Raw genomic sequence first — 16,375 nt, forward strand, 5'->3', positions numbered from 1 at the left:
GCGAGTGCCTGGTCCAAGACTTTGACCGCCGCTGGGGAGGGGTCAGTAGCCGCATATTGAAACGCAATCTCAGCGACGAGCGGCGCTTTGGATTGGCTGCCTTCCTTCCCCCAACCTGGCTGAGTGGGCCAGAGCACCGTCAGTAGTGTGAGCACCATTAACCCTGTGCGGCGTCTCATTGCTCGTGTCATGTCTCTGCTCTCGTGTTAGGGACTGGGATCATCACTTGGTGACGTCCAAGCAAACGCGGCGTGCCGCTGGGATGCTCAAGTTCACGCAAACTTTATCAAGGTTGGCAGAACGGGATGCTAAGGCCGACCGCTGCGCTGCCTTCAGACCGCAGCGACAGCGAGGAACAAACGCGCCTGAGACCTCTAGGTCCAAGTGAACTGAGTTGCCCCAGTGCTGGCTCAGACCATCCTTGCGGTCACTAAACTGCAGCGCTCGCTGCTTTGCCGCTCCTGGCTTGGCCAACGGTCGCGGCGCTGCCTTCACCCCCTCTAGCACCTTAGCCGCCTTAGATACTTAACCCGACCCGAGCTAGGATGCCGCTTCCGTCATTGGTCGGTTGCGGGTTGAGCAGCAGTGCAACGTTAAAAGGCGGCTTTCAGCCGTGGGGGAGAACAAGCGCATCAGATCTTGTGCGCTTTGTAGTGTGATGTAACCGTCCAAAAGTAGTTTAGCTTTGTAGTACGGACAAAAAAATACTGAAGCAAAACCGATGAGTTGTCTTGCTGAAGGTCGCTAACGTTGATTTTGGTCTAAAAGCTACGGAACCGCTATTATCCTTGTCTATGCAAGCTCATGGTAATTTGACTCCCCAGGCTGCGAGTTTATTCATCACAACATTAATCGGGTAAGCAGTCCCGAGCCCGGTTGTTTCTAGGGTAATGTCGCCAAATAACACACCGAGAACCCGATTCTGTGCATCCAGAATTGGACTGCCTGAGGCCCCTTTTCGCAGGTCAAGACGTAGCAACAAGCGGTCTTTTAGTTGCGAATTCACAAAGCCCAGACTCTCCGTTTCATCGACCTGCCAGGCTTGAGCTCCTGAATGGCCAATAAGCCGCACATTCAAGCGGTCTCCTGCTGTCTGCTGCCGCACGGGTAGGGGCTGGATGTCTACAGGCAAGTCCGTCACTTCCAGCACAGCCAGGTCCAGTGGATCATTCGGCTCCGTCATCTGCAGCAAGCGCACCTGTGCCTTCTCTAATCGTGCTACTGGCATACCAGCCGGTGGGTTGCCATAGTACAGCTCCACTTGCAGATCCTCACCCCGTTGCTGGGTGTCCGGTTCCAACACCACATGCCGATTGGTCACAATCCAAGCTTTATTCCCCTTACGTTTGACGACAAAGCCAGTGCCGTAACCGCTGCCCTTAGCACTGTGAGGAAAGCGCGCAATAATCTTGACAACGGACCGTTTGAGCGGTGTCACGGTGTCACGGGTCAAGTAGCGCGTTTCGGCTAACGCAAGCCGCTGCGGCACTTGCTTGAGTGCCAAGAGTCGTTGTGCTTCCAGCAGGTTGGTCTGGGCATAGGCATAACTGGGGTCTACTTGAAGTGCCAACTGGTATGCCCCGATGGCAGCGGTCAACTGCCCCTGTTGCTGGAAGATTAGCCCCAGCCCATTGTAAGCAAGTGTATGAGCTGTGAGTAGGGTAGCCGTGTCATCAGGTAAGCTTAGCACCTGACGATAAGCAGCAATCGCCTCATCGAACTGCTTCTGTTCAGACAGCACAGCCCCTAGATTGAGGTAGGCACTAACAGACTGCGGGTTCAGCTTGATGGCCTGACGATAGGCGGCAATCGCCTCAGCAAACTGCTTCTGGTCAGACAGCACATGCCCCAGCTTGAGGTAGGCAGTATCATACCGTGGGTTAAGCTTGATGGCCTGACGGTAGGCAGCAATCGCCTCGGCAAACCGCTTCCGGTCACTTAGCACATGCCCCAAACCAAGATAGGCCTCGGCATTCTTGGGGTTGAGGGTAAGCGCCTGACGGTAGGCAGCAATCGCCTCAGCAAACCCCTTCTGGCCACTGAGCGCATGCCCCAAACCAAGATAGGCATCAGCATTCTTCGGGTTGAGGGTAAGCGCCTGACGGTAGGCAGCAATCGCCTCAGCAAACCCCTTCTGGCCACTGAGCGCATGCCCCAAACCAAGATAGGCATCAGCATTCTTCGGGTCTTGTCCGAGCACACGCCGCCACGCGGCTTCCGCCTGACTATACTGTTTCGCCGCTTGTGCCGTACGCCCCTGCTGTACTAACTGTTCAAGACTTTGAGCCGCCGCAAGCTTGGGGAGGGTGCCCAACGTCAACAGGAGCATGACTGACAAGACCTGAGCCGTTCTCACCGTTCCCTGACCTCACGCACTAAGTGATGGCAGCAGTATAACCACTGCGATTCTGTCATGCCGATCAAACATGGCAAGCGTGAAGCCAAGGTCACTGGCAAGCAGCAGGCATGCAAGGTTATTGTCTCGCCACGCGAGACTCATTGCCAAGGCAGTCGCAAGCTCTGAGGCAGTGGGAGCGACACAGCCAATGCCTGGGTGTCCGGCGCGAGCGCTTGCGACAACAACTGCTGTAACGACCGGCTGAAGCTCAGACTTGGCATGAGCTTCAGCCGGTCGTTGGTAGCCAGCTCATCCAGCGTTTGATACGTCAATTGATACTCCAGGATGGAGACCACTTCTTCGAGCCATTCATCGGGTAATTGACCTCTCAATTCACGGCGGATCTGGACAATGGCAGGGTGGGTGTTAGCGAACATAGGGTTCCTTCAACAGTGATGTGTGACGGTGCGAAGCGGCAATGTGTCGGTGATGTGAGGGCTGCTGTCTAGAGTGCTGTGTCAGCAATGTGAGGGGTTGAGCCGACATAAAGGCAAAAAGGTGCCAGATGACCTAGAAGCTTTGCCTAGACTAAGTTTGAGAAGAGCAGTAAGCCGTTGACCTCAAAGCAGCACTACTGCGGGTGCGGCAACTAACCAAAGAGGTGAAAAGCTGAAACTGCTGCTGCGCAGGGTTTTTGTCGTTTGTGCCACTTTGAGGGCAGTCCAAAGCACTAGCAGCGATCGCTGAGTCAGCAAAGCTGATGAATCGCTTGTCAAACTGTTTGCTTTTCAGTAGTCAAAGAAAAAGCACCATTCAAAAACTGGTAGTCCTATTTCTTCAAGGCTAAAGAAAAACAGTCATTTTTAGAAGTCTTGCCAGATGAGACTTTCAAAATTTTGCTTTTTCTCTGATCTTTACGCTAGGGCACTACCGTCGTTAACTTTGAAGCACTATCCCAACCCAGAGATGAAGCGGCATAACGTTCCCAATCACCCGCCGCAAATAACCGCTCGAACTCAACGAAGAGACTTCATACGGTCGGTGTGCAACGGGATTGTTAGGCTGTTTTTGATGGACACTAAGTTAACGATCAACAGGCAACTCCCACTTCGGATAAAGCCGATTAAACGTTTCACGCTGCTGCTTGAGGTCAACTTGCGGTAGGCACTGCTCTACAAGGTCGAACGTTTCCTCCACGAGTCGTCGCAACTCAGGGGTTCCGCTTGCAGCATCAGATTGAAAAACGCGCTCCAACCGGGCAAAAAACTCAGGCGGCTTAATGTTCATTTCTGCAACAAAGTAACGTGTCCATTTGAAACCGGGATGATAAACACGATTTAGTGCGAACAGCATATTGAGCAGCCATCGTGTGATGGCGCAGTTGTTTTCATACAGCATCGGGATCTCAAGGCGCTTGGTTAAGATGTGTTGCCCATCAAACGGACGAAATTTCAGATGCTTCTGCACCATCGCCACAGCCAGTGCTTCAGGATAAGGATAAAGCCGATTTTGCCAATGTTGGATGAGGTCTTTGCCATAAAGCGCAATAGCGCGTTGAAGATTAAACGCTGACGTTTGCTTCTCAAACAACAGCCCATTTTGCGACACATCGTAACTGTAAATGAGCAAAAGATTTGGCGTGATTCGCAATGAGTGATGCAATCAGTCAACATACCTCAGGCTACCGTTCTGGACTCTGATCACCTGAGATGAACTGTGTTGATGCAGCAGTGATTAGAAGTAAGCCAAGAGCCTAAAATGCTTACAGATTCTAGCTTTGCAGGTTTATGCCACTCATTTGCGAATTGTGCCATATTTTCTGCTCATTCACAGCTTAAGAGCGCTTGAGTTTAAACACACTGTTGCGCTTGCTTTAGCAGTTTCGCTTGATTGGCTTTGAGTTTAAGGCAATTGTGATTGCCGCTCTCAATAATCTCACAGACAGTTTTTTGCAAGACGCTATGCAAACGATAGTGTTGTAGATAAACGCTTCACTGTGAAATGGCTCCTAAGGATCTTAATGTTGTTTTCTGAGCTGTTGTCAATCCTGTTGCGCCTTGAATATTCATGCCTTCGTAGAGACGATCGCCTCTCACCGTTTTGATACAGCGTCCTGTTGCGACATCCCACAGTTTAAGGGTGCGATCGAAGCTTCCACTCAATAGAATTTGACCGTCGGGGCTGAAGACAACTGATGCGATCCAACTATCATGTTCACACATTACATGAAGGCATTCCCCCGTCTTCAAATTCCAGAGGCGAACGGTTTGGTCATCACTGCCACTAGCAATAGTTTGACCATCAGGGCTGATAGCAATGGTAAATGCAATGCTGGTATGCCCCTGTAAAATTCTTAGACAGGCTCCGCTTTGCACATCCCACAATCGAATCGTTTGGTCAAAGCTGCCGCTTGCTAGAATCGGCTCGGTTGGATGAAATGCTAGCGTGTAAGCCCCGCCCTTGTGTCCTTCTAGCACCCGTAGGCACTCCCCCGTCTGCGCGTCCCATAGCCGAATCGTTTGGTCATAGCTGCCACTTGCCAGAGTTCGACCTTGGGGATCAAAGGCGATCGCCCGAATGCTGCTCTGATGACCTCGTAGCACTTGTAAGCATTGGTGAGTTTGTACATCCCACAGACGCACTGTTCGGTCATAGCTACTGCTTGCTAGGGTTTGCCCAACGGGGTTAAAACGCACTGCTAACACAGGAGCATCGTGAGCAATCCAGCGATCGCCCTGTCCTGTTTGCACATCCCATAGAAAAACGGAGCCATCTTCTCCATTGGTGGTAATCGTTTGACCATCAGGGCTAAAGCTTAAATTTGAAATCTGGCTGTTTTCTCGGTAGATGATTTTCCAGGGAGGCAAGCTGAGTGGATCGAGATCCACCTGCCACTGCCATAAGTGAATTGTTCCGGTTTGGCTACTACTACTGGCAAGTAGGTGACTCATAGTAGCTGGCTCAGTTCGCGCTGTGGCAGAACTATTCTGATGCTGAACTGCTGTAACTGTGACAGGACTAAAACTTAAGCAGTGTTCTCCATAGGTATAGCCGCTCAACGTTTTAAGGCTTTGCCCACTCGGCATCTGCCACATTCGCACTGTTCGATCGTGGTTGGCGCTGATCAAGATCTGACCATCAACACTAATGACGAGTGCTAGAACTGGTCCAGTCTGCTCACCCAGAATATTCGTACAGTATCCGTCTTGGACATTCCAAAGCCGAAGGGTGCCATCATCACTGCCGCTTACTAACGTGTCACCCTCTGGACTAAATACAATGTTCCGAACCCAATTGGTATGCCCCCGCAGCGATAATTCAGGATTAAATGAATGAGTTTTAGAATCAAGCGGATGACTCCATAGTTGAATGCAGCCATTGAGATCGCCACTTGCCAACCGTTGACCATCCGGGCTGTAGCGCACGCAGCGAATACCGGAAGAATGCCCTTGCAACACATTCAGGCATTTTCCAGTCTCAACATTCCAAAGCCGAATCGAGGTATCGTTACTGCCGCTGGCTAAAATTGGATGGTTGGGCGAGAAGTGAACGGAATAAACGTTTTTGGTGTGTCCTTTCAAGATGTGCAAACAGTCACCCTGTAAATTCCACACTCTTACCGTTTGATCATCACTACCACTGGCTAACCATTGACGATTAGCGCTAAAGCTTAAAGACCAAATTCGACTCGTATGCCCTGTCGAAATCCACAAACACTGACCACTTTGCACATGCCACAACCGTACCGTCGCATCATTACCGGCACTCGCCAGTGTTGTGCCATCGGGACTAAATGCGACCGCCCAAACCCCACCGCAATGTCCTTCAAACGTCGCAATCAGTTGATGGGATGCAACATTCCACAAATACACTAAACCGCTGATGTCGCCGACGGCAAAAACTTGGCCATCTGGGCTAATATCAACAGATGTTGCCACTCCCAAGGTCTCCGAAAAAAGGGATGTCGCTAAATTAGAATTTTGAAAATTGACCCCTACCAAATTAATTTGCCGCAGGTCGGCTTGCCGCACCACGAGTTCAGAAAAATCGGAACCCTGCAAATCTACTTTGAGCTGCACCAGCAGATTGATCAAATTCCCGGCCGCATATCCTGCTCCATATTCTGATCGTTGTTGTGCTAGGAGTAGTCTTGCTCTATCTTCAACTTGAGACAGATTTTGGTAAGACGACAAAAGCCATTCCATCACAGGTTGCAAAATGAATCGCAGTTGCATTGCTCGGATATAGTCTTTCGCCTGTACTCGAATCAACGAATGACTTTGCCATACATCAAGCTGTCGGGTTGTAAATTCTGTGCAGACCTGTTGGATCAACCGTTCTGTGACATATTCCATCACCACAGGCTGCAAGAAAAATAATCCATCTGTTTTTTCGAGTAGCGATCGCCGGAGCAGTGAATTTACTTGTTGGGGAACGGTTTGTTGAGAGGTTGCACCAATCACGTTTTCACGAATCTCTGCGATCGCCACTGGCTCTCGGTGAATAGCAAACCAGTAGAGAATTTTCTGTTCCTCTATCGATAGGCGATTGAATTGACGATCAAGGAGATTGCGAATATCCTCAAACACAAACGTTCCCTGATCGAGATAGCTGACTACCTCAGCAATACTTCCGTTAAACAAATCCTGTGTGGCAGATGCCACTAATTTCAACGCCAAAGGGTTGCCACCATAGTGGTTAACTAAGGTTTGCCACTCGGCTTCTGACCCTGTAAATGCTCCCTTTTGTCGAAAAATAGCGCGTCCATCATCAGGGGTGAGTCCATTTAGAGCAAGCGATCGCACAACACTCTGTTCGCCCTCCAACAGAGCGATTTCACGGGGTTTCTCACGACTGGTCAGCAAGCAGCAGCTTTGATGGGACGTTTCTCCTAGCGTTCTTAAGAACTGTCCATAGGCTTCATAACCAGACTGCCACTGCCCGACCTGTTCACTGTGCAAAATCGTTTCAGCGTTATCCAAAATTAATAGACAGCGCTGCGATCGCAAGTATTGCATCAACAAGACAAGCTTTTCATTGAGCGTAGCCGGGATCAGCGGAGCATCTCCCTGAAGCGGCATCAGAAATTTCAGTAGGCTGGTCAGGAGGTCATCCAAGGAGGGTGCGTTGGCAAGCGATCGCCATACCACAACCTCAAAGTCAGACTGCATCTGTAGCGCTGCTTTAACGGCGATCGTACTTTTGCCAATGCCTCCAAGCCCCAGTAGCCCAACGACGCGACAGCGTTGGGCTACTACCCACTGCCACAGTTGCGCCAATTCGGTTTCACGACCATAAAACACCGAGACATCAACTGCGTTATCCCAGTCCTGCTGCGGATCTTCTCGCTGCAACTCTAATGTTTTAGGGGCTGCGGCAGGGGGTGCATAATCAGCCGTTGTGAGTTCTAGCCCAAAGGCCTGAAACAGGATCTCTAGCGACTGTCGATCGACACCCAGTGCGCGATTAAGGATTCGGGCTAGGGTATTGGGGGATAGTCCTGTGCGATCGTTGAGATCTTCCTGCGTGAACCGCTTACCCCAACTTTCCTTTGACTCTGCCTGCTGTTTTGCCGCTTGAAAGCGCTGCCATCCATGCGGTGATAGAATGACTCCTCTGACTCGTGCCGAGGCAACTCCACTGCGCTTGGCTTTCTTGGCATTAGCATTCATAAACAAATTGCCGGCTTAAAGGGCAAGGCAGTCTTTTTTATAAGGGGCTGCATCCTTTTGTGCGCCTTGCAAACTACTGAATCAGTGCTTTTTTTCCTGAAGAATACCACGCTTCACCATAAGTTGCGGCTTTAACGCAAGGAACTTGCGTGGTCTCAATGGAAGGACTGTTGAAGAATGAGAACAACGAAGCAACTGTTGAGTCAGCGCCTTCGTTCAGATTGAACCCAACCCCTGCTAAACAGCGTTGCGATCGCACTGGCTAGCTTTTAGAAAAGGGCTCAAAGAAGTATTCAACCAGGAGACGAATACCAAGGAAACCAAAACATGAACATGCCCACTTTTAGAAGCGGTACCCGTTTGTTTTTGCTCGCCGCACTCTTTTTAGGAACCACTCTAATCACTTCATTAGGAACTGTCATGAACACCACAAACGCACAAGACATCAAACCCACTGTCGTTCTTGTTCACGGTGCATTTGCTGAGTCTTCTAGTTGGAATGGCGTATTGACCCAGCTGCACGAGAAAGGTTACCCAACGGTTGCCGTAGCCAATCCTCTCCGTGGAGTGAAAAGCGACGCCAACTATGTTGCCAGTGTCCTCAAGAGCATTGCAGGTCCTACGGTGCTAGTCGGACACTCCTATGGAGGGGCGGTGATCACTAACGCGGTCAATGGCAACGACAACGTGAAGGCACTTGTCTATGTTGCGGCTTTCGCTCCGGATACAGGTGAGACTGCCATCGAACTCTCAGGACGTTATCCTGGCAGCACCCTCGGACCAGCGCTTGCGCCACCTGTTGCAACATCTGATGGGGGTCAAGATCTTTATATCCAGCCAGATAAGTTCCACGCCCAGTTTGCTGCGGATGTGCCTGCGGCAGCCGCACAGCTGATGGCTAGCACCCAGCGGCCCATCACGGAAGCTGCTCTTAAAGAAGCCTCTGGGACCCCTGCCTGGAAGTCCACCCCGTCCTGGTTCATTTATGGCGATCGCGACTTAAATATTCCGGAGGCAGCCCTCGCTTTCATGGCAGAGCGTGCCAACTCGAAGGAAACGGTTGTCATGAATGGCGCATCGCATATAGTGATGGTTTCTCATCCTGATGCCGTCGTTAGAGTCATTGAGCATGCTGCAACCGCAGAGTAGAGAAGCTGACTGTGGCACAAAAACTTCTGCATAACAGTAGGCAAAAAGTACTGTCATTTCTAGAGAAGAAGTAGATATAGCAAGCAATGGGGGGAGTTTTAGGCTTCTCCCCTTAACCATTAACTTAGTTTTGCGATACACCCCAATGAGGTACCACGATGAATGTCTTAGTGATCGGAGCGGCGGGCAAGACGGGAAGACAGGTGGTGGACCGGGCTATTGCTGCTGGTCACACCGTGACGGCCTTCATGCGCGATAGTACTCACTACACCGTCCCGCCTAATGTTCGCGTTTTCACTGGGGATGCAACCGACCCAGCGGTGATATCCCACGCGACAGCTGGACAAGACGCCGTGATCGATACAGTGGGTGGCAAGACGCCGTGGCGGCAGACAGAGATCGAACAACGGGTTGCTCGCGCCATCGTCGCAGCCGCAAAGAAGAACGGCACACGCCGGATCATCGCGATCTCGGCTCTGGGTGTGGGGGACAGTACGGCGCAGGCAACCCTACCGTTCCGGTTGCTGCTGTTGCCCACATTCCTACGTGGATCGACAGCGGATAAGACCGCTATGGAACGGGAGATCGCCCAGGCAGGAGTCCCTTATGTGCTAATCCGCCCCGCTGTGTTGAACGACCAGCCTGCTGTCGGCTCTGTGCGCGTGCTCTCAGGTGTAGAGAAGGGCCGACAGGTAACCCGCGCAGATCTGGCTGCGTTCGTTGTAGAGCAGTTGACCACAGACACGTATGTGAATCGAGCCATCACGATCGCCAACAGCTAACATGGCGTACTCGCGGCATAGCTGGACGCTTCAAGGTCTTATTCCTTTCGCAGCGCAACTTCATCATTCACGCCAGCGATACTCCACAGGCGCCCAAGCATAGCCCTGCTTGTCTGCACGAAGATGACTGACTCCTGGAAAAGAGACATGAGCGGCTGCGACGAGACGACGGGATGCTTCTGCATCAGCAAATTGTTTTGCCCGTTGTCCTGCTGCGGCCTTCGAATCAACATCGAAGTCGATCGTGATTTCGGGCTTCGGCAATTGAACCGAGGCAACGTGCATAATATCACCCCAAAACTCAATACTCTTGCCTTGGCTTTCCACCAAGAAGAAACTGTGTCCGGGTGTATGTCCTGGCGTGGGGCGTGCGGTAATCCCAGGTAGAATCACCGTCTCGCCCGAAAACGGTTTCAGCTTGCCCCTATCGAGATAGGGTTTGACGGTCTTAACGGCTTCGTTGAAATATCTTTGAAAGTCTGGCGATCGCTTTGCAATAGCAGGGTCAAGCCAAAAATCAAGATCGGGTTTGCCGACATAGACCGTAGCAGCAGGAAACATGGGTTGACCACCGACAACCAAACCACCGCTGTGATCGGTATGGATATGAGTAAGGAGAACCATATCGATCTCGTCGGCTGTATAACCTGCTGCCTGCAACGACCTTGGTAGCTTGCCGCCTAGTTCTCCAAACAATTCCCCTGAACCTGTGTCTACCAACACCTGCTTGTCTCCAGTGTCAATGAGAAAGACATTGATCGAAGCTTCAACAGGGTTTTTAAGGAAGCTTTGATGCAGGAGGCGATCGATTTCGGCCTGGTTCGTATTGGTCAGGATGGGATGCAGATCCAATAGCACTGTGCCGTCGCTGAGGGCGGTAATTGTGAAATCGCCTAACTCGAATTGATAGACACCCGGAACTTGAGGTTTCGCCGTTTTCTCTGCGGTCATGCCCGGAAACATCATTGAGGTTGCAATCATCAACACTGCGGTGATAACAGCGATGGCAAGTCTAAAAAACATATTCGAGCGATTCCAGTGGTAATTGAAAATTGATGCAACACAAACTTAGTTGGTAAAACTTTACCCAATTGCACCACTCAATAGCCACTCATGAAACGACAAGTTAAAGCCATTTTCCACCAGAAAGACTGGAGCCTTACAGCCTGGTAATGAGGAAGACTACGCTTCACGCTAAGTTGCAGCTTTAACTCAAGGAACTTGCGTTGGCTAAATGGACGGTCTGTTGAAGAATGAGAACAACGAAGCAAAGGACAAGTCAGCGCCTTCGCCTTAAACCCAACCTATACCGATTCAGGAGAAATTCCATGACACAGTCAAGCAACACAGAACGACTGATCTTAGTCACCGGCGCTACCGGCAATCAAGGCAGCGCGATCGCCCGTCATCTGTTGCAACGCGGCAATTTCAAGGTTCGAGCTTTGGTGCGTGACTCCAACAAGCCTGCGGCTCAAGCCCTCCAACAAGCAGGCGCAGAACTCGCAGTTGGTGATCTCAACGATCGCGCTTCCCTCGATCGCGCTTTGCAAGGTGCCTACGGTGTTTTCTCGCTACAGATCTTTCAAGATGGAGTAGACACCGAAATCCGTCAGGGCAAAACGGTTGCAGACGCAGCGAAAGCGGCGGGCATCCAGCACTTCGTCTACAGTTCGGTGGGTAGCGCCGAACGCAACACGGGTATTCCCCATTTCGACAGCAAGTTTCAAGTCGAAGCATACATCCGAGCCAGCGAGTTGCCCTACACAATCCTGCGACCCGTTTTCTTCTTCTACAACTACAACCTGATGCGCTCGATGGTTGAGGCTGGAACGCTCTTTCAGCCCTTGAGCCCTGAAACGAAGTTGCAGCAGCTTTCTGAAGACGATTATGGGGAGATGGTCGCTGATGTCTTCGATCGCCCCGCAGAATTCATGAACGGCGAAATTGAACTTGCCAGTGTGGACATGACCATGCCGGAAATCGCTGCTACGTTCAGCCGTGTTTTAGGAAAAACCGTTGAATACCAACAAATTCCATTTGAAGCGTTTGAGCAACAAATTGGAGAAGAATTAACCATCATGTATCGCTGGTTTGAGAACGTTGGCTACGCAGCAGATTTAACACAGTTGAAGCGTAATTTTTCTGCACAGACCGACTTTGAAGCTTATTTGCGCGATCACGGCTGGCAAAACCAGCCAGAAGCGCAGCTAATGTCGGGTCAATGATCCCTTGAAAGCACTCGAAGACTGAGAACAACGAAGTAACTGTCGAGCCAGCGCCTTCGTTCCTTTGAACCTAGCTGAAGACAGAGAATCATCCGAATGGACTGTCAATCGACGTGTTCGACGGACTTCGCGCTGGCTCTCTGGCTGATCGATCGCAGCTCTACAAAGATCTCGCTAGCGGCCCCTTCTTCGGCTTCAACCGTCCGGGTGCCAAAGTTTCTCAGGGCATGATTGACTGGTTTTGGTTGCAGGGAATGCAGGCGGGACACAAGAACGCCTTCGACAGTATCAAAGCATTTTCTGAAACTGACTTCACGGAAGACCTCAAAAAGTTTGATGTGCCGACGCTGATTATTCATGGTGATGATGACCAGATTGTGCCGATTGGTGCCGCTGCGATCGCCGCCGCCAAACTGGTGAAGCACTCCACCCTAAAAATCTATCCCGGCGGACCTCACGGTTTAACCGACACGCACAAAGAACAACTCAACAACGACCTTCTATCCTTTCTCAAGGACTGACACCGGACGTTGATGTGAGACATCTTTTTCAAAGGGATGAACCCCGGTGTAAGCATTGGCAATTGTTCGCCGCAAGCATTGAGAACTGTATTTAAAGAGATTCAATTTTAGGAGTAAAACCCATGAAATTAAAGCCGATCAATCAGCAAGTAGTTGCCATCGTTGGCGCTTCTAGTGGAATTGGCAGAGAGACAGCTCTGCGGTTTGCCAAAAAAGGGGCAAAGGTTGTTGTTGCTGCTCGCGGCGAGTCTGGGTTGGCAACGTTGGTAGATGAGATCAAACAGTTGGGTGGAGACGCGATCGCCGTCATTGCCGATGTCAGCGAATTTGAACAAGTGAAAGCGATCGGCGATCAAACCATTGCCACTTACGGACGACTCGATACCTGGGTGCATGTTTCTGGTACCAGCGTTGTCGCCCCGTTTGACCAAATCACACCGGAAGAATTTAGAAGAGTCATTGATGTCAACCTGAATGGGCAGGCCTATGGCGCGATGGTCGCTCTACCACACCTCAAAAAGGAGGGAGGTGGCGCACTCATTCACGTCTCCTCATTAGCGGCAAGAGTGCCGTTTCCCTTACAAAGTCCCTATGCAGCTTCCAAGCATGGCGTAGCAGGCTTTCTGGATTCCATGCGCATTGAGTTGCACCACCAGAAACAGCCAATTAGCGTCACGAATGTGATGCCCGCCATCACGAATACTCCCATTTTCAACAAAATTCGGACAAAAATGGGAGTCGCGCCTGCTGGCTTACCGCCTTACAACAAACCCAGCACCGTTGCCGATGCCATTTTATATGCGGCTGAACACCCTACCCGTGACTTTGTGGTGGGTGACATGGGGCGAATATTAGAAATGCTGCAACGCATTGCCCCGTTAATTGTCGATCGCTTATTTCTCCAGGTTGGCTTTACCGCTCAACTGACAGGTGAGCCAAAAGCGACAGATGCACCCGATAACCTCTATGTCCCAATCTCTGGTTACGACACCGTAGAGGGCGATTTCGGTAATTTGAGCGTACCCAGCTTCACAGATTGGCTGGATAGAAACCCACCGATCAAATGGGGCGCGATCACAGTCGTTGCTGCCAGCGGATTGATTGCCATGCTGGGGGGCATTTCAGGCTAGAAACTGTGTTGTCATGGCGTCGCAACCAAGCATGCCATGACAATCAGTTCCACGCTGATTGACCCCTGTATCGTTGGCGACCTGCGGTTGCGATCGCCTAACCCACCCAATGGCAAGTTTCAATTTTCTCTTACTGTCAACTCAATGCCAACAATACTTTGGAAAAACGATGATGAAAAGTTACGGATCAACTGAGCTTGAAGGCTTACTTCAGAAAAGCTACACGGTTAAGATCAGCGAGTACATTAACAGCGGCTGGAAAACGTTCAAGAAAAATCCGGTTGGGTTTGCTGGCTTTACACTTTTGTTTTTCTTGGTTAATGTTGCGATTGCCAAAGTGAGCCAGTCTGTCACTCTAGAAGGATTCATCAGCCTCTTCATTTCTGCTCCTTTAAATGCAGGATTTCTAATCGTGGCATTTAAACTTTTGAAAAAGCGAGCCACAACGTTTGGTGATTTCTTCAAGGGTTTCAATAACTACCTGCCGCTTTTCCTAGTCAGCCTCGTTTCTAACCTGGTGATTGGCATTGGGTTGTTACTGCTTCTCGTTCCGGGTCTTTACCTGGCAGTCGCCTACATCTTTGCACTGCCCTTAGTACTCGAAAAGAAGATGAGCTTCTGGGATGGGATGGAGTTGAGCCGCAAGCTGATTTCCAAACAGTGGTTCTCTTTTCTTGGCTTTGCTTTGGTGCTGATACTACTCAATCTAGCGGGTGTTTTGCTGCTAGGTGTGGGTCTGCTAGTGACGATTCCGCTCAGTGCTTGTGCGATCGCTGCCGCCTATGCAGACATCGTGGGTTTACCAGCTAGCAGTTAGAAGCGAGGTTAGTGCCTGAGTACCTTTCCTAGGCAAATCTGCTTAAAGAAGGTGGATAGTTTTTGACCGATCGCCTTCTTCATCTACACCACTTAATGGCAGGTTTCAATGTTCTCTTACTGCCGACTCAATTGCTAACAATATTAGAACAAGCTATGAATGTTAACTCAAGGACTGATGTTTTTGATGTCATCATCGTCGGTGGCGGCCCATCTGGTTTGACTACTGCTTTGATGCTCGGACGAGCCTGCAAACGGGTCTTGGTCTGTGATGCTGGAAAGCCACGCAATCAAGTGGCTCATGCTGCCCATGGTTTCTTCTCTAGAGATGGCATTTCACCTGCAGAACTACTGCAAATTGGACGCGAGCAACTGCGTCCTTATGATGGTGTTGAAATTCAGGTGGGTGAAGTGGTCGATGCTCAAAAATTGGGCGATCGCTTTCAAGTGACCCTGGGTGATGGCAACCAGTTTGTCGGTCGCAAACTGCTGTTAGCCACAGGTATGAAAGATTCACTGCCGGCAATTGATGGATTTGCAGAACTCTGGGGTAGCAGCATTTTCCACTGTCCTTACTGCCATGGTTGGGAAGTGCGAGATCAACCTTTAGCCATTTATGGCAAAGGTGAGGTAGGACTTGAAATGACCTTCATGTTGACCAACTGGAGCCGTGATTTAGTGCTCTGTTCCGATGGTCCTGCCGCATTAACTCATGAGCAACGACAGCAGTTATCAGATTGGGGGGTTCAGCTACGCGAAGAAAAAATTACTCGACTCGAATATCAAGACGAAAAACTAACAGGAATCGTCTTTACGAACAATGAAGTGCTGCCCCGCCACGGTATCTTGCTGCGCCCTCCATCGTATCAGCATAGCCATCTAGCCACAAAGTTAGGGTGTAAGTTTGGCAGCAATGATATCGTACAAGTGGATGAGAGTAAGCAAACCTCGATTCCTGGACTTTATGCGGTAGGCGATGTGTCTAGCCCCTATTCACAGATCGCCGTAGCAGTCGCAAGTGGGACGATCGCTGCTGTGGCCATCAATCGCACTTTGACTGAAGAAAATCTGATTCAACTTCGGTAATCCAAGACGGTGAGGCCAGGGATTGCAGAACCGCATCATTCACTCAGGTGCCTACAATTAGGGGTGTCATGGGCGGCTACATGGCAATACGAATGCGCTTTTCTAGCATTCGCTTCCTCCCATTCGCTTCAAAATTTCTTTTGAAGGCTTTGATCTCGCTCGCTGCTGCACTACTAGGCAATAGTTCCATTACCGTACAGCCAACACTGGACTCTAAAAAACACTCGTTGGGCGATCGCTGTTTTGAGCACAGGAAAAGTATAGACAGCTGGCGTACTGTCAATCTCTTTGTCGATCGCGCTATTACCGCTCCAGCAGCCGTACAAGTGACTAAAAAAGTAGAACTGGTACTGTGCAAGGCCTTTAAGGATTATGCCAATTTGCGGTTAGTCTAGCCTGGCGTTCCTGTAGCAATCGAACTAAAACCAACGTGAAGTCTGAAAGCAACTCTGAGCTTGGCTTACACTGTTTGATCTTTCAGCTCAATCAAAGTTAGAAACAGAGGCACTGCCCACTTGATTCCATCACTGGCTGCGGTTTATGCCGTTGCTGCCATCCGCAACTAATCAAGGCGATCGCCCGACGCATTTGATGAGGCATGAATTGGAACACCCTTATTCCTAGGGTTTCAATGCCTGTTTACCGTCTGAGACGTA

At 50.4% G+C, this 16,375-nt stretch carries 16 protein-coding genes; 9 read left to right on the forward strand and 7 right to left on the reverse strand.

The window, feature by feature from the left end:
- The 6 genes from H6F86_RS23645 to H6F86_RS23670 form a co-directional block, all read right to left on the reverse strand.
- The coding region (locus H6F86_RS23645) for a hypothetical protein (RefSeq protein WP_190451917.1) at positions 1 to 191 on the reverse strand (191 nt) is incomplete at its 3' end.
- 611 nt (positions 192 to 802) lie between these two features.
- Positions 803 to 2,356 carry a serine protease gene (locus H6F86_RS23650; protein ID WP_190451919.1) on the reverse strand — a complete coding sequence of 518 codons (1,554 nt, stop codon included), beginning with the start codon at positions 2,354 to 2,356 and terminating at the stop codon, positions 803 to 805.
- Positions 2,357 to 2,496: 140 nt separating this feature from the next.
- Complete coding sequence (locus H6F86_RS23655; RefSeq protein WP_190451921.1) at positions 2,497 to 2,775, reverse strand: hypothetical protein; 279 nt, start codon at positions 2,773 to 2,775, stop codon at positions 2,497 to 2,499.
- A 183-nt stretch (positions 2,776 to 2,958) separates the two neighbouring features.
- Positions 2,959 to 3,114: a hypothetical protein gene (locus tag H6F86_RS23660; RefSeq protein WP_190451923.1), complete on the reverse strand. Its 156-nt coding sequence runs from the start codon at positions 3,112 to 3,114 to the stop codon at positions 2,959 to 2,961.
- A gap of 307 nt (positions 3,115 to 3,421) precedes the next feature.
- Positions 3,422 to 3,967, reverse strand: coding sequence for a DUF4037 domain-containing protein (locus tag H6F86_RS23665; RefSeq protein ID WP_199305457.1), 546 nt, complete (start codon positions 3,965 to 3,967; stop codon positions 3,422 to 3,424).
- A gap of 362 nt (positions 3,968 to 4,329) precedes the next feature.
- Positions 4,330 to 8,010, reverse strand: a complete 3,681-nt coding sequence (locus H6F86_RS23670; protein ID WP_190451928.1) for a WD40 repeat domain-containing protein — start codon at positions 8,008 to 8,010, stop codon at positions 4,330 to 4,332.
- Positions 8,011 to 8,430: 420 nt separating this feature from the next.
- On the opposite strand from H6F86_RS23670, the gene H6F86_RS23675 reads away from it, so the two are divergent.
- Positions 8,431 to 9,159 (forward strand): alpha/beta hydrolase, encoded by a 729-nt coding sequence (locus H6F86_RS23675; protein ID WP_199305458.1) that lies wholly within the window; start codon positions 8,431 to 8,433, stop codon positions 9,157 to 9,159.
- Positions 9,160 to 9,317: 158 nt separating this feature from the next.
- Positions 9,318 to 9,941: an NAD(P)H-binding protein gene (locus H6F86_RS23680; protein WP_242033660.1), complete on the forward strand. Its 624-nt coding sequence runs from the start codon at positions 9,318 to 9,320 to the stop codon at positions 9,939 to 9,941.
- Between the two features lie 63 nt (positions 9,942 to 10,004).
- On the opposite strand, the gene H6F86_RS23685 is transcribed toward H6F86_RS23680, so the two are convergent.
- Positions 10,005 to 10,964, reverse strand: coding sequence for an MBL fold metallo-hydrolase (locus H6F86_RS23685; RefSeq protein WP_190451933.1), 960 nt, complete (start codon positions 10,962 to 10,964; stop codon positions 10,005 to 10,007).
- A 305-nt stretch (positions 10,965 to 11,269) separates the two neighbouring features.
- Here H6F86_RS23685 and H6F86_RS23690 point away from each other — a divergent pair, with 305 nt between their 5' ends.
- The 7 genes from H6F86_RS23690 to H6F86_RS23720 all read left to right on the forward strand — a co-directional run bounded on the left by H6F86_RS23690 (position 11,270) and on the right by H6F86_RS23720 (position 16,114).
- Entirely contained in the window at positions 11,270 to 12,166 is an 897-nt protein-coding gene (locus tag H6F86_RS23690; protein ID WP_190451935.1) for an NmrA/HSCARG family protein, read from the forward strand.
- A 113-nt stretch (positions 12,167 to 12,279) separates the two neighbouring features.
- A complete protein-coding gene (locus tag H6F86_RS32430; RefSeq protein ID WP_347240994.1) occupies positions 12,280 to 12,687 on the forward strand; it encodes an alpha/beta hydrolase in 408 nt (135 codons plus the stop codon).
- Positions 12,688 to 12,809: 122 nt separating this feature from the next.
- Positions 12,810 to 13,817, forward strand: a complete 1,008-nt coding sequence (locus H6F86_RS23700; RefSeq protein WP_190451937.1) for an SDR family oxidoreductase — start codon at positions 12,810 to 12,812, stop codon at positions 13,815 to 13,817.
- A gap of 36 nt (positions 13,818 to 13,853) precedes the next feature.
- Positions 13,854 to 14,012, forward strand: a complete 159-nt coding sequence (locus H6F86_RS23705) for a hypothetical protein (RefSeq protein ID WP_190451940.1) — start codon at positions 13,854 to 13,856, stop codon at positions 14,010 to 14,012.
- Positions 13,987 to 14,634: a glycerophosphoryl diester phosphodiesterase membrane domain-containing protein gene (locus H6F86_RS23710; protein WP_199305459.1), complete on the forward strand. Its 648-nt coding sequence runs from the start codon at positions 13,987 to 13,989 to the stop codon at positions 14,632 to 14,634. The genes H6F86_RS23705 and H6F86_RS23710 overlap by 26 nt, the downstream gene beginning before the upstream one ends.
- A gap of 155 nt (positions 14,635 to 14,789) precedes the next feature.
- On the forward strand, positions 14,790 to 15,719 hold the full coding sequence (locus H6F86_RS23715) for an NAD(P)/FAD-dependent oxidoreductase (protein ID WP_190451942.1): 930 nt from the start codon (positions 14,790 to 14,792) through the stop codon (positions 15,717 to 15,719).
- Positions 15,720 to 15,766: 47 nt separating this feature from the next.
- Positions 15,767 to 16,114, forward strand: a complete 348-nt coding sequence (locus H6F86_RS23720; RefSeq protein WP_190451944.1) for a hypothetical protein — start codon at positions 15,767 to 15,769, stop codon at positions 16,112 to 16,114.
- The last annotated feature ends 261 nt before the right edge of the window (positions 16,115 to 16,375 follow it).

Origin of the sequence: Phormidium sp. FACHB-592, assembly GCF_014695795.1 — a bacterium.
GTDB lineage: Bacteria > Cyanobacteriota > Cyanobacteriia > Leptolyngbyales > Leptolyngbyaceae > Stenomitos.

What these genes read in the sequence shown, in the direction of transcription:
- H6F86_RS23700 (WP_190451937.1), top strand. Translation starts at nt 12,810, where the DNA reads ATGAAATTAAAGCCGATCAATCAGCAAGTAGTTGCCATCGTTGGCGCT.
- H6F86_RS23705 (WP_190451940.1), top strand. Translation starts at nt 13,854, where the DNA reads ATGACAATCAGTTCCACGCTGATTGACCCCTGTATCGTTGGCGACCTG.
- H6F86_RS23670 (WP_190451928.1), bottom strand. Translation starts at nt 8,010, where the DNA reads ATGAATGCTAATGCCAAGAAAGCCAAGCGCAGTGGAGTTGCCTCGGCA.
- H6F86_RS23655 (WP_190451921.1), bottom strand. Translation starts at nt 2,775, where the DNA reads ATGTTCGCTAACACCCACCCTGCCATTGTCCAGATCCGCCGTGAATTG.
- H6F86_RS23675 (WP_199305458.1), top strand. Translation starts at nt 8,431, where the DNA reads ATGAACACCACAAACGCACAAGACATCAAACCCACTGTCGTTCTTGTT.
- H6F86_RS23690 (WP_190451935.1), top strand. Translation starts at nt 11,270, where the DNA reads ATGACACAGTCAAGCAACACAGAACGACTGATCTTAGTCACCGGCGCT.
- H6F86_RS23715 (WP_190451942.1), top strand. Translation starts at nt 14,790, where the DNA reads ATGAATGTTAACTCAAGGACTGATGTTTTTGATGTCATCATCGTCGGT.
- H6F86_RS23710 (WP_199305459.1), top strand. Translation starts at nt 13,987, where the DNA reads ATGATGAAAAGTTACGGATCAACTGAGCTTGAAGGCTTACTTCAGAAA.
- H6F86_RS23680 (WP_242033660.1), top strand. Translation starts at nt 9,318, where the DNA reads ATGAATGTCTTAGTGATCGGAGCGGCGGGCAAGACGGGAAGACAGGTG.
- H6F86_RS23685 (WP_190451933.1), bottom strand. Translation starts at nt 10,964, where the DNA reads ATGTTTTTTAGACTTGCCATCGCTGTTATCACCGCAGTGTTGATGATT.